Here is a 12512-nt window from a genome sequence, read left to right as displayed (position 1 = left end):
CCGCGTCGACGGCGGAGAGATCGATCTTGACAGGGCGCTGCGGGAGGTCCTCCGGCCCGGCAAGCTCCGCATGAGCAAGGGTCAGGCGATGAAGATTCGCCTCAGCCTCGAAGAGTTCGGTGTCGAAAGCGAGCCGCTGCTGGAGCGACTCGACTCTGGCGCCGAGAACGTCCGGTTTTTTCGTAAGTGGCAGCCGCCCCGAACGGCTTGATTGCTTGTTGTGGAGGACGTGGGGCCAGCTCGCTGGAGCTGCGGAACCTCAACCACGATCGCCTTCAGTGCTGCAGTAGGGCTTCGGCGTTTTGCTTGATCAGAAGGCTGCGCGGTAAGTGCAGTGAGCTGTGCCCGTCAGGGGCGGTCTTCCTGGGACCGCCCCTCGATCGTGTGCAGCTGGCCCGGTGGGCGGACATCTGTGCGAGGTGTCCGCCCACCGGGTTGTCCGCCTACTCGTCTGCCTCGAAGGCAGAGTTCAGCCTGTAGGTACGGGGCTTGGCGGTCACTTGTTCAGCGATGCCCTGTGCGACCAGCCTGTCCAGAGCGTTGGCGATGGCTCCGGAGCTTTTGTCGATCCTTCGGCTGATGGCGGTTGCGGTGAAGGCCTGTCCGGGGTGGGCGCGCAGGTGGTCGGTGACCAGCTGGCGCAGGGAGCCGGGGGCGAGTCGCTTCTTTCCGCCCGCGACGGTGGTCAGGATCGGACGCTGCGGTTCGAGCGTGGTGGGTGGCCCCTCTACGGTCTCCGGCGAGGGTGTCTCGCTCGGTGACGTCGTCTTGGCAGTCACGTTGGCGGGGTGGTTCTCCGGCATGGGGACCGCCGGGTCGTCGCTCGGCGCTGTCCCCGCCGGGGGTTCGTTGGCCGTGTCGGGGTCAGTGAGCGTCGTGGCGGCACTGGCGGGTGCGGGCGGGGCGGGGTGCCAACGGTCGGGAGTTCGGTGGCCGTTGACGGTTTCGCCGGGGTCGCGGCGGGTGAGGCCGTCTTGTTCGAGGGTGACGAGGGCCTTTCCTGCGGTCGAGCGGCCGATGGCGGCGGCCGCTGCGAGGGCGGCGACGGTTTCGCCGGGGTGGGTTTTCAGTGCGGTCCAGACGGCGGCGCGTGCGCCGGTCAGGGTCGCGGGATCGGCGGGTGTAGGCGTCTGGTTCATGGACATGGTGGGGCCTCCCATGAGTGGTGCGGATGCGTGATGGGGGTCCCCGGCCGGGGTGCGACGGGGTGGTCGCGGGTGCCCGTGGCGCGTGCGCTGCGCTGGTTCCGCGGGCGGACCACCATGGACGCTCTGTACGGGCGGTAAGTCAAGCGGGTCGGTGCTCCCGACCAGGAACGATGTCGGGTGCGGGTGCGGGTGCGGGTGCGGGTGCGGGTGCGTCGTGGTCGCGGGCGTGGTGGGCGTCCAGGCGCATGCGGAGATCACGAGCCCGAGGTTGGCCGAGGTGCAGGTGCTGGCGCAGTGCGCGGATGCTGAGGGGGCGTCCGGTGTGAGCCAGGTGCGCCGTGTCCAGGTCCAGTGCGCGGGAGAACAGGTCGGAGTCCGTGGGCCGGGGCGGTTCCGGTTCGGGTGCGGGGGCGGCTGGGCGCGGGTGCGGATCAGCCGCGGGTGCAGATGGGCGGGTGCGCGGTACGGCGCCGCGAGGTGCGCGCGTGGCGTGGTCCGCGAGGGCGCGGCGGTAGGCGGCGACCGTTTCGGTGAGCAGGATGAGGAGCACTGGTGGGACTGCGTGCAGGAGCACGCCGGCCGGGTCCGCGTGGCGGGGCCAGCCGACGTGGCCGTCGGGCCAGAGCGAGGTCCAGGTGTTCATCAGGGTGGCGGTGCACCCGGTGAACCATCGAAGTGCGGTGGACCAGCCGGGCGGGTGCAGTCCCCAGGTGGTGAGCCGGGCGTCGGCGAGGAGCACCGCGGCCAGCGCGAGCGCGACCATGGGGTCCAGGAGCAGTGCGATTGGCCAGGGAACGCCGTGGTCGGTGGCGAAGAGGGTGACGTTCACCGCGGTGAACAGCAGGGCGAGGACGGCGACGGCGGCAAGGGAGCGGGTGAGGAAGACGAGGACGCCGTCGGTGTCCGGGCCGCCGGGGGCGCTCACGGGCTGGCCGCCCGCTGCCTGTTGGCGCTTTCGGCGCTGGGGCGGGTGGCGTCCTGGTAGCGGCTGCCGGACAGGCGGTAGGGCTCTTCGCGGACGGTGGTGCCGGGGCGGGGTGCGTGGAGCATGCGGCCCGCGCCGGTGTAGATGCCGACGTGGGTGATGTGCCGGGGGTCGGTGCCGAAGAACACCAGGTCGCCCGGGAGGAGTGGCGCGCCCGGTGGGACGCGGGGTCCGGCGTTGTACTGGTCCTGGGCGACTCGGGGCAGGTGGACGCCGGCGGCGGCGTAGGCGGCTTTGGTGAGGCCGGAGCAGTCGAAGCCGCCCTCGGTGGGGCCGTCGCCGCCCCAGCGGTAGGGGGTGCCGAGTTGGGCGCGCGCGAACGCGACGGCTTTGCTCGCGGCGCCGGTCGGTGCCGGTTCGGCGGCTGAGTATCGGCGGGCGGTGGCGAGGACGTGGTCGACGTAGGTGTCGGAGTGGTTGTAGTGCCAGATGGAGCGGTGCAGGTTGCGTCCGTTCCGGGCACCGTTGGCGCACAGCAGGCGGGCGGCGGCGTGGACGGCGTCGACCGGGTCCCATGGGGTGGGCGGGTTGCGGCCGCCTGGCGGGACCGGGTGGGCGTAGGCGGCGAAGGTCGCCGGGAGGAACTGCATCGGTCCGACGGCGCCGGCGCTGGAGGTCATGGTGGGGTGGCGGCCGTGGTCGCTCTCGACCTTGCCGATGGCCGCGAGCACGGTCCAGGGCAGCCCGGGGCATTCGGGGGCGGCCTGCTGGTAGAGGGTGAGCATGCGCGCCGGGATGTCGGTGAGTGCGTGCCGGCTGGGAGCGGCCGAGGGGGATGCGCCGGTGAGGAGGCCGGCGAGGGCGGCGGTGCAGGCGAGGATGAGGACGAGCAGGCCGACCGCGATGCCGGCTGCCGCTGCTGCGGGGGATCCCATGACAGTCGGGTCAGCCCGGGTGGCCGGTGGGCGGCAGGGGTGGGACGGGCTGCCAGGGGAAGGCGGTTCGGCCCGCCGGGGCGAGTGTGGGGGTGAGGGCGTCGTCGGTGAGGGCCGGGGTGAGGTCGGGCCAGGTGTGGGCGAGTCGGGATAGGAGTTGGCGTCGGCCGCCGGTGGTGAGGGGGAGCCAGACGGGTCCTGCGGGGCCGGCGTCGGGGAGGTAGTCGGCGCAGGCTGTGGCGACGGGGAGGCCGAGGCGTGTGGCGGTGTCGGCGAGGCGGGCGCGCAGGGAGGCCTCGCGGCGGGCCGTCGAGGTGTGGATGAGGAGTGCGCTGCGGGTTCCGGTGGTGGTGGCCAGGGCGGCGTAGCCGGGGAGTTTGGCTTCGACGCGGGCCAGTGGTTCGGTGCCGGTGTCGTACTCGAGGAAGAACGGCACGGGGGCATCGCTGTCGCCGTCGCGGTAGTGGCCATAGGCGTCGGGCCGGATCCAGTCGCCCCACAGGCGCGCGGCTGAGCGTTCGGACAGCCATACGGGCAAGGCGTGTCCGGGCGGGCGGGCGGTGGCGAGGGCGGTCAGGAGGGTGTTGACGCCGAGGGTGTGGCCGAGGGTGGGGGAGAACGCGATGCGGGCGCAGGCGTCCTTGCGCCAGTCGAGGGCTTTGACGTCGCTGCCGCGGGAGGCGGCGAGGATCTCGGCGCCGGCGCGGCCGAGGGTGTAGTGCTCGGGGGCGGAACCGCTGTGCCGAAGGGGCCGGAAGGCGTCGAGGAGACCGAGGAAGTACAGGGTGCGCAGGCGCCGGTTCGCGGAGCGGTGGCTGGTGAAGGCGAGGGCGGCGATGTGGTGGGAGGTCAGGACGGTGTGCTCGTGGCACATCTCGGCCAGCCACAGGTCGCGTGCGGTGAGCCGGGCGGACAGGGCGGCCAGGTCGATGCGGGAGCGGGCGGGCAGGGCGGGGCGGCGGCGCCGGGTTGCGGCGCGTGGGGTGTAGGCCAGGTTGTCGGCTGTCACGAAGTCCTCACATGGGCAGGTGTGTGGAGTGGCTGGTGGTGCCGCCGACGCGGGCGGCGGCTGCGGCGCGCAGCGCGGTGGCGCGGCCGGGCACTGACGGGGGAAGGGGGCGGGTGGTGAGGGTGAAGGCGGCGGTTTCGGCGCCGCCGGCGAGAAGGTGTGCTGCTGCCTGGTAGGGGCCGAGGTGGGCGAGGTCGTGGGCCGCCAGGGTGGGCAGCGTGTGGCGCTCCAGGGCGCCGGCGTCTTCCGGGGATGCGTTGAAGAAGATCTTGTTGCGGGCGTTGGCGGAGATGCCTTCGCGCAGGTCGCGAGGGAGCTGGGCGAGGTGCTGGTGCGCCAGGTGGAGGGAGAGCCGGTAGCCGCGGGCCTCGGCGAGCATGTCCTCCAGTGGATACGGCAGGGTGAGGAAGTTGTGGCATTCGTCGACGTAGAGGGAGGCGTCGATGCGCTGCTGTTCGGGGGTGCGGGTGCGGGCGGAGGCGGCCTGCCAGGTTTTCGCGACGATGAACGAGCCCAGCAGCCGGGCCGTTTCCTCGCCGAGGGCGCCTTTGGGCAGGCGGGCCAGGAGGATGCCGCCGTCCAGGATGTCGGCGAGGTGGAAGGTGGACTCGCTGGAGGCGATGGCCTGCCGGGCGAAGGAGCGCAGCAGGAAGGCGCGGAGTTTGTTCATCACGGGGCCGACGACGGCGGCCCGGGATGGATCGGACAGTGACTCGTACCAGGTCCAGAAGCCGCGCAGGACGGGGTCCTTGACGGTGGGGACCATGCGCAGCCGGTAGGCGGGCTCGCCGAGGAGGCGGGGGACGTCCGCGAGTGTGACGATGCGGTTCGTGCGCTCCGCGTGGCGGAGCAGGGTCAGGCAGGCGGCGCGCATCACGTCGTCGGTGCGGGGACCCCAGAAGGCGGTGAAGATCCGCCGGAAGATGCCGGTGATGTTGTCGACGACGACGTCGATGTCCTGCCCTTCCAGGACGTTGAGGCAGGGCGGGGTGTGGTGGTCGTCCGGGTCGATCAGCACGAGGCGGTCGGCGCACGCGGCGGGGAGGCGGTGGAGGAGGTCGGTGACGAGGTCGCCCTTGGGGTCGATGACGATGGCGCCGCGGCCGGCGCGGACGTCGTCCAGGACGAGGTTGCCGATCAGGGTGGACTTGCCGGAGCCGGTGGCGCCCATCAGGTGCAGGTGATGCCGGGCGTCGGGGACGGCGAGGCCCACGGGTCGGCGGCTGCCGGTGTCGGCATGGCCGAGCGGTTTCACCCCCGGGCCGGGCTGAAGGATCGGGGGCGGGGGAAGGACGGAGCGGGCTCCCGCGCGGGCGAGGCCCGGGGCGTCCGGGTCGGTGGGCAGGTGGGCGAGCGCGGCGAGTTCGGGTACGGACAGCAGGTCGCCGCGACGAGGGAACCCGCGTCCGGCCAGGCGGGCGGCGGGGCGGTGCAGGCGGCGGCGGGCAAGCCAGTTCCGGGCCGCGTACAGGGCGAACGCGGATGCCAGCGCGTGGGCCCGGCCCCGCACCCGGTCCGTGGATCCTTCGGTCTCGGGGGCGACGGCGGTGCCGTAGCGGATGACGGTCTCCCACTGTGGGCCGGAGAGTTTGCCCACGCTCTGGCGGACCTCGGCTCCGTGCGCCGGATCGAGCACCGGGGCGGGACCGCGCTGCGGGCTATGGGTGAGCAGGTCGAACAGGGCGCCGAACCGGCCCGGCGCGGCACCGGATTTGAGGCGGCGAGCGGATCGCTTGGCCTTCCGCAGGCGGGAGCCGGTGGCGGGACGGACGAGGAGCTGCACGACAGCGGTCTCGGTCTCGCTCATACCGGTGGCGGCCTGCAGCAGGGCCCGCAGCGGATCGGCGTCGTGGTCGGTGCGCAGCGGCAGCACCTCGGGCCGGGCCAGACGCAGCACACCGCCGGTGCACTCGTGTCCGGCGGGAAGCGGCGGCTCGGCCGGGGCGAGGGTGGTGTGGGCGCCGGGCCAGGCGGCTTCGACCGCGCGGCGCACGAGGGCGGTGGGGACACTGCCGGGCAGCCACAACCGGACCGTCATCCCGGCGGAGGTCCACACGTACTCGAATCCCAGGTGCGGCTGCCCGGAGCCGAGGCGCCGCCACCAAGGGCGCAGCAGCCCGGCGAGCTGCGCCCACAGCACTTCGCCGCCCGCCGTGGGAACGGAGGGCGGGGCGAGGATCGTCACGCACTGCGCGCCGGCGGCGAACGCCCGGTTGCGGCGCATCCGCAGGCCGGCGCGTCCGAGCAGTAGCCCGCCGCCGGTCAGGGCGGCACCTGGGGCCAGAAGCGGCCAGGTCTGCAGCAGGAAACCGGCGGCGCTGCCTGTCAGGTCGGCCAGTACGTCCGCGGGGTTGGTGAGGTAGCGGGCGAGCGGTCCGCCGGGCTGCTCGCCGTTCACCGGGTGCTCCCAGTCGGCGTTGGGGGCGCGTACGGGTCCGGTGGATCCTCGGCGCCGGCGTGGTCAGTGGCGAGTTCGGCAGGGTCGGTGGTGACGAGCCGGTGTTCCTCGGGCGAGGCGACCGGGGTGAAGGCGATCTTCGTGCGTCCGGAAAGGAGCAGGGCGCAGCCGCGCGGCGCGGTCAGCAGGAACTGCTTCTCGCCGCGGGAGAGGTGGAAGGCTTCGGCGACCTGGTCCAGGGCCTGCGGGGCCTGCCGCATGAGGATCTGGGTGGCGGAGTTCGCGATGATGGCGCGTCCGAGGTCCCCGGCCAGCACGTCTTCGGCGTCCTGGGTGACGACGGCGAGACCGGCCCAGTGCTTGCGGGCCGCCTTCGCCATCCGGAACAGGAACCTGGCCCCGTGGCTCTCCCGCATCAGCAGCCAGGCCTCGTCCACCACGACCAGGCGCCGTCGGCGGTCGGCGCGGCTGTCGGTGACCCGGCGCCAGACGGCGTCCAGGGTGAGCAGCATCCCGGCGGTCCTGACCTCTTCCGGCAGGTCTCGGAGCGCGAAGACGACCAGGTGACCGACGGGGCGGGTCGTGGTGGGGCCGTCGAAGAGCTGCTTGTGAGTGCCGGTGGTGAAGGGCTCCAGGCGGGCCGCCAGCGCCGGCCCCTCGGCGGACTCGTCCTCGGACAGGGCCGCGGCCAGGTCGGCGAGCAGCGGGGCGGGGCGGGGCCAGGTCCGCGGGTCCGCCGTGATCCCGGCCGTCCGGTAGGCAGCGAGCACTGCGCGGTCCAGTGCGGCGCGCTCGGCCGGGGAGAAGTCGCCGCCGACCAGCACCGCCAGGAATGTGTGCAGGAACAACGCGCGCCGGGTCAGCGCATCCCCGGACTCCTCGGTGGGCAGGTCGAAGGGGTTGAGCCGCACGTGGGCGCCGCCGAGGCGGATGACCGTGCCGCCGACCGACTCGGCCAGACGTACGTACTCGTCCTCCGGGTCGATCACCGCCACGTCGGTGCCGGTGTAGAGCTGCCGCAGCATCTCCAGCTTTGTCAGATACGACTTGCCGGATCCCGAGCGGGCCAAGGTGACGGAGTTGTAGTTGTCCTGCGCGAACCGGTCCCACAGCAGCAGCGAGGAGCTGGCGTTGTTCACCCCGTACAGCACCCCGCCCGGAGCGGCCGCCTGCTCGGCGGGCAGGTCGGGGGAGGAGAACGGGAAGCACGCGGCCAGCGCGGTCGTGTCGAACGTCCGCCGCACTCGCAGCGTGTCCAGCCCGAATGGCGTGGTCGCCAACCATCCCGCAAGTGACCGGTAGGTGGCAGGAACGCTCGTGACCAGCAAGGACTCGGCGATCGCCCGCACGGCGGCGACCTCCTCGGCGAGCTGCTCCTCACTGTCGGCGTGGACGGTCAGGTACAGGCCGACGCGGAAGAGCCGGCCCTCGCCGCGGGCGACCCGGTAGGCGAGATCGGCGGCGTCGGCGGCCGCGGCCTCGGTGTCCGGGTCGTCGAGACGGCCCCGGTCGTAGCCGGCCCGGCGGGTGGACTCCAGCCGGGCTCGCTGCTTGCGCAGCGACGCAGCCGCGACCGGATTCGGGACCGGCTCGATGTGCAGGGCCACATCCAGCCGCCCTGGGTACGTCAGCAGCGGGTCCAGCCAGCCGGGCATGACCTCGGCCGGATACCCCGTGACGATGAGGGTGGTCGCCAGGTGACCGCCCACGGCCACGAACCGGGAGTGGACCTCCACGGCCTCCGGACCGGCACCGGTCAGCAACTCTCCTGCGGACACGACGTCACGGTTTTGGGAACGGGCCTGCCCGCGCAGGCGACGGGTGAACGTCATCGGGCTCCTCCCACGGTCGGCGATCGCGTGGCACCGGCGGCGTCGGTGGCGGTGATCGCCCGCACGACGCCGGCACCGTCGAGCGCCGTGACCGGGATCTCGGCGGCGCCGAGGGCCCGGGCGGCCTCGGCCAGCCGCTGCCGGGCACGGGGGCCGGCGCCGCCCGAGCGGCCAGGGCCGGGCATTGCCGGCTCACGGGCGACGAGCAGCACCTGCCGGGTGAGCAGGTCCCGCTTACCGGCCAGGGCGTGCAGGAAGCCGGCGTGCGCGAGCGCAGCCTGCTCCAGGGCGGGGTGCGGCAATGACCCGGCACTGGCAGAAAGGGCCGTGACCAGCGGATCCACATCCAGTCGATGGGCTCGGACCAGAATCTGTACGGGGCCGGTCAGCGAGTTCAGCCACCGGGCGAAGGAACCGGTCAGGGCCTGCTGCTCGGCCCCGGTGCGCAGGTCGAAGTTGACGGTCCCGCACACCGCCAGGGCCGCCTGCCCTTCCCGCCCGAGATCGAGCACCCCACCGTCCGACACCTCCCGGCACGGCAAGACCAGCGGTACAGGGGGCGCTCCGGCCGCGGAAGCCCAGGACGGCGGAAGCACGGCGGGCAGAGCCGGCACGCCTTCGGGAGCGTGGACCTGCCGCTTCGGCATCCGCCGGAAGGCGACCGCCGCGAGGAGGAAGCGGTCCATGCTCACGCCGTCGCGGCGCCCGAGCACGACGGCCGCGACCACCACGGCGACCGGCGCGACCAAGGCGACGTAGGCGAGTGGGGAGATCCACGACCGGCCCGCCACGTATCCGAGCCACAGCACCAGGGCGGCGACGGCCAGGATCGCGGCCTGCCGGGCGGTCAGCGGGCCAAGGACCTGGTCCTCGCGCTCGATGTCGGCCGGGATACGCGCAGCGGTCAGGCCCTCGTCATCCGCCTGGGACATGGCTCACCTCTCACGATCGCGACGGACGGGCGGCGTCTCCAACGGCAGCCGCAACTGGGCGGGACGCGGCGACCGTGCCGGTACGCGCCGTACGGGAATGGGGAGAACGGTCTGCCGGTGCCGCACCCGCGGCCCTTGCGGCTGCGGGCGCTCGACCCGTTGTACGGGCGGGCTGGAGCCGCCGCTTGAGGACGGCCCCGGCCCTGACGAAGGGCTGCCCGCGCCGCCCGACTCGGTTGGTCGGGGCCGAGGAGCGGGACCGGAGGGACCAGTTCCGGCCCCTGGATTCGCCGGACCGCCCTGTGGACCGCCTCCGCCTCCGAGAGGCGGAGAGTACCCGCCACCCGGGTCGGGACAGCCGCCTGGAGGCCGACCGCCCGGGGACGGCGGAGGCCCAGGCCGCGTTGCCGGTCCGGGTGACGGCCCCGGCCGGCCACCCGCCTGCGGGCGGCCGAGGCGCCCGGCGCCGCGGAACGCGCCGCGCATCACGTAGGCGATCGCGAGCGAGCGCAGCATGCGCAGCGGCATCGGCGTGCCCGGCAGACTGACCGGGGTGGAGCGGAAGACGACTCGCGCGGTCCAGCCGGGGATCTTCCACAGAATCCAGAACAAGCACAGCCCGGCCAGCAGGTTTCCCAGCCTCGACGTACGGGGCAAGCCCAAGCCGTCCATCGTGTTGCCGGGCGCGAAGAACAACCGCAGGCCCACGATGAACGTCGTGGACTGCGCCAACTGCATCGCAAGGCACCCGAGGAACGCCCGCCACCACAACCTCGCCACCCCATCGGCGGCCGGAAGGCTGTAACAGGCCAGCGCAGGCGGCGCGGCGACCGCGAGCACGTAGATCAGCGCGACCCGCAGCACGTAACCGATCAGCACCCCGAACATCAAGACGAGCAACAGCAACTGAAGCACCAGCAGATACGTCTGATCCCCGGTGACGAAGCGCCTCGTGACGGCATTCGCCAACTGCTGGGCGACACCCTTGCTGTCCACGCCCCGGCCCATGATGGCCACCGACCCCGCGTTCGCCAGCGCGATGGACTTGCTCATCACCATCAGCGAACCCGCCGACCCGACCATGCCGAGGAGCAGCCGCGGAGCGATCTGCTTGAGCGCGTACCGGGTCTGCACGCTCTCGTACCCCATGACCGTCACACCACCGGCCAGCACGAACAGCACATACGCCGCGCCCGTGGCCCCGAGCGCCGCAGTCCATAACTTCACCAACTCCGCATTGGCCGCCACATCCGGCGTGGACAACACCGTGCTGCCCAGCGCCTCCAGGACCGGCTTCTGCGCCTGCTCGATCAGCACACCGAGGAACGCGGTCAGCGCCTTGGCGATCAAGCCGGGGATGTTGAGGAACCCCAGCCATCCCGACGACCCGTCGCCGTCCGAGTCGGCCGGCGGCAGCACGCCCCCGCCCGGCTGCTCACCGACCGCCGGCCCCGGATCGACCGGCGGCGGCTCGGCAGGGCTGGGCTCCGGGACGGGCCGCGGCCCCGGGCTCGGAGCGGGCACCGGATCAGCCGGAGCCGCCACCCGCGACGACACCACGGCCGAAGCCGCACCCGCCCCGGCGGGAACGAGCAGTACCGCCAACAGCACCACCCCGCCCCACCCGACCGTGCGGGACCGGGCTCGCGGGCCGGTCATCCGGCGCCCACGATCGACTGGACGACCGCGGAGATGATCGGCGCCATCGCGGTGATGCCATAGCCGAGGGCGGCCGACCGCAGCGCGCGCTTGGCCGCCTCGACCTCGCCGGGATCGCCACCGGCCATCACATAGCGCAGGCCGCCCACCGTCAGGAACAGCGTGGCCGTGCCACCGGCGATTCCCATGATCCAGTTGCGGCAGTTGTTGATCACCTGCGGGAAGGTGGCCACCGCCCACGCCGGACACGCCGGCACGAGCACGAAGAGGGCAAAGCAGCAGCCGATGGCCACGGCCCGCAACACGTGGCGGACCAAGGGACGCGACAGACAGCGGCGAACAGGCACCTGGGCACCTCCGAAGCCGGGCCGAACCAGGCCGCGACACCACGAGGCGGCCCGCACCACGAGACGGACATGAGCTGAAGGGCTCCGGTCCCGGGCCGGCCCGCCACAACGCGTCACCTCCTCAGGGCGGCAGCGCGCGGTGGCGCCAGGCGGCTCGGGTGTCAGCACGAGACGACGTGCCCGGGCCCGGAGCACCTTCAGCGAGAAGCACCTCGAGCAGCGCCCGAGGTGCCCTCATCCGGTTAAGGAGAATCCGGACGGCGCACGCGACACCGCGGACGCTCCCGGCCACTCACAGGAGACGGTTGCGCAGCGCATTCAGCAAACGCCGCTCGGCATCAGCGCGCCTGCGATACAGCTGACGGGCGCTGACGCCCGCCTCTTGCGCACACACCGGCATGCGCACTCCGTCCAGGCGGGTGCGGGCGATCAACTCCACCTCGTCCTCGTCGAGCACACCGGCATCCACCGCCCGCCGAAGCTTGGCGTAGGCATGGGCGATCCCACCCGTCGGCGGCAGGCACGGCGTACCTTCCGTCGACTCCTCCAGCGGCACCACGGGGCTCCGGCGCGACTGACGCGCGGCATACACCAGCCGGTGCGCCACCCGGTCACCGGCGCGCACCAGCTGCAGCGCGATCTGCGGGTCGTCCACCTCCACGACGGCAAGCTCACCGGCGACAGCCACCAGCACCTCCTGCTCCAGCTCCGCCCAGTCGACCTCCGGCAACCGCGGCAGCCGAGACAAAGACCTCCGCAACCCCGGCACGATCAACCCGACCGCCACCGTCGACCACGGCTCCCCATCCCGACGCGCCCGCCGCACAACCTCCCCCCACACCCGCGCCCGAACCTGCGGCGGCGTACTCGGGTGCGCCAGCCGCGCCCGGGCCTGATCCACGGGCAGATCCAGCGCGTCGGACCGGTCGGTGAACAGGTGGGCAGGCAGGCGCACGGGCCAGGGAGCGGAAGCCAACTTCAGGAAGGCGGCATCCACATCCTCCAGCGGAGACGGGGAAGTCATACGAACGGAACGGACAGTGCGGCGCATTGCGGCTCCTCGCCGTCGGCGTCGAATCGGACGCCGCCATCGCGCCAAACACCCCTGCCACCCACCGCCCATCCCGAGGGCACCTACCGACCGCCCCCCTGCCAGCCACCGACCATGGCCGCCGGCCCTCGGCTGTCGGACCCGCCACCTACCTGCAGCATCGGTATGGCTAATCTGATCCCGATTTGGCCAGAAAAAACTCGCAGATTTATGGGTCGTGTCCCCCGCCGTGGTGTAGCCGATCACGCAATGGCGCTTCCGCTTCGGAGCGGTCCG

11 protein-coding genes are annotated in these 12512 nt (G+C 72.8%); 1 reads left to right on the top strand and 10 read right to left on the bottom strand.

Annotated elements, in window-relative coordinates; translation table 11 throughout:
* Nucleotides 1–211 (top strand): hypothetical protein (locus ACRWND_RS09295; RefSeq protein WP_431947912.1); only part of this gene is annotated, 211 nt, incomplete at its 5' end.
* A 232-nt stretch (nt 212–443) separates the two neighbouring features.
* Here the strand turns inward: ACRWND_RS09295 and ACRWND_RS09290 are convergent.
* The 10 genes from ACRWND_RS09290 to ACRWND_RS09245 all read right to left on the bottom strand — a co-directional run bounded on the left by ACRWND_RS09290 (nt 444) and on the right by ACRWND_RS09245 (nt 12236).
* Nucleotides 444–1145 carry a helix-turn-helix domain-containing protein gene (locus tag ACRWND_RS09290; protein WP_431947910.1) on the bottom strand — a complete coding sequence of 234 codons (702 nt, stop codon included), beginning with the start codon at nt 1143–1145 and terminating at the stop codon, nt 444–446.
* A 142-nt stretch (nt 1146–1287) separates the two neighbouring features.
* The gene (locus ACRWND_RS09285; protein WP_431947908.1) at nt 1288–2073 is read right to left on the bottom strand and encodes a hypothetical protein; all 786 of its coding nucleotides are present in this window, start codon (nt 2071–2073) and stop codon (nt 1288–1290) included.
* A complete protein-coding gene (locus ACRWND_RS09280; RefSeq protein ID WP_431947906.1) occupies nt 2070–3008 on the bottom strand; it encodes an NlpC/P60 family protein in 939 nt (312 codons plus the stop codon). Before ACRWND_RS09280 ends, ACRWND_RS09285 begins: the two co-directional genes overlap by 4 nt.
* A 10-nt stretch (nt 3009–3018) precedes the next feature.
* Complete coding sequence (locus tag ACRWND_RS09275) at nt 3019–4017, bottom strand: replication-relaxation family protein (RefSeq protein ID WP_431947904.1); 999 nt, start codon at nt 4015–4017, stop codon at nt 3019–3021.
* A gap of 7 nt (nt 4018–4024) precedes the next feature.
* Nucleotides 4025–6415: a type IV secretory system conjugative DNA transfer family protein gene (locus tag ACRWND_RS09270; RefSeq protein ID WP_431947902.1), complete on the bottom strand. Its 2391-nt coding sequence runs from the start codon at nt 6413–6415 to the stop codon at nt 4025–4027.
* Complete coding sequence (locus ACRWND_RS09265; RefSeq protein WP_431947900.1) at nt 6412–8247, bottom strand: VirB4 family type IV secretion system protein; 1836 nt, start codon at nt 8245–8247, stop codon at nt 6412–6414. Before ACRWND_RS09265 ends, ACRWND_RS09270 begins: the two co-directional genes overlap by 4 nt.
* Nucleotides 8244–9179, bottom strand: coding sequence for a PrgI family protein (locus tag ACRWND_RS09260; RefSeq protein WP_431947898.1), 936 nt, complete (start codon nt 9177–9179; stop codon nt 8244–8246). The genes ACRWND_RS09265 and ACRWND_RS09260 overlap by 4 nt, the downstream gene beginning before the upstream one ends.
* A 3-nt stretch (nt 9180–9182) precedes the next feature.
* Nucleotides 9183–10529: a hypothetical protein gene (locus ACRWND_RS09255; protein ID WP_431947896.1), complete on the bottom strand. Its 1347-nt coding sequence runs from the start codon at nt 10527–10529 to the stop codon at nt 9183–9185.
* A 305-nt stretch (nt 10530–10834) separates the two neighbouring features.
* On the bottom strand, nt 10835–11185 hold the full coding sequence (locus tag ACRWND_RS09250) for a pilin (RefSeq protein ID WP_431947894.1): 351 nt from the start codon (nt 11183–11185) through the stop codon (nt 10835–10837).
* A gap of 292 nt (nt 11186–11477) precedes the next feature.
* On the bottom strand, nt 11478–12236 hold the full coding sequence (locus ACRWND_RS09245) for a hypothetical protein (protein ID WP_431947892.1): 759 nt from the start codon (nt 12234–12236) through the stop codon (nt 11478–11480).
* Nucleotides 12237–12512: the final 276 nt, after the last annotated feature.

The sequence above is a fragment of the Actinacidiphila sp. bgisy167 genome (genome assembly GCF_965342175.1).
In the GTDB taxonomy this organism is placed as follows: Bacteria; Actinomycetota; Actinomycetes; order Streptomycetales; family Streptomycetaceae; genus Actinacidiphila.
This window is presented reverse-complemented; position numbering and strand designations above follow the sequence as displayed.

Bases quoted from the DNA above. Each gene is read 5' to 3' on its own strand.
- ACRWND_RS09290 (WP_431947910.1), bottom strand. From the start codon at position 1,145: ATGTCCATGAACCAGACGCCTACACCCGCCGATCCCGCGACCCTGACC.
- ACRWND_RS09280 (WP_431947906.1), bottom strand. From the start codon at position 3,008: ATGGGATCCCCCGCAGCAGCGGCAGCCGGCATCGCGGTCGGCCTGCTC.
- ACRWND_RS09265 (WP_431947900.1), bottom strand. From the start codon at position 8,247: ATGACGTTCACCCGTCGCCTGCGCGGGCAGGCCCGTTCCCAAAACCGT.
- ACRWND_RS09260 (WP_431947898.1), bottom strand. From the start codon at position 9,179: ATGTCCCAGGCGGATGACGAGGGCCTGACCGCTGCGCGTATCCCGGCC.
- ACRWND_RS09245 (WP_431947892.1), bottom strand. From the start codon at position 12,236: ATGCGCCGCACTGTCCGTTCCGTTCGTATGACTTCCCCGTCTCCGCTG.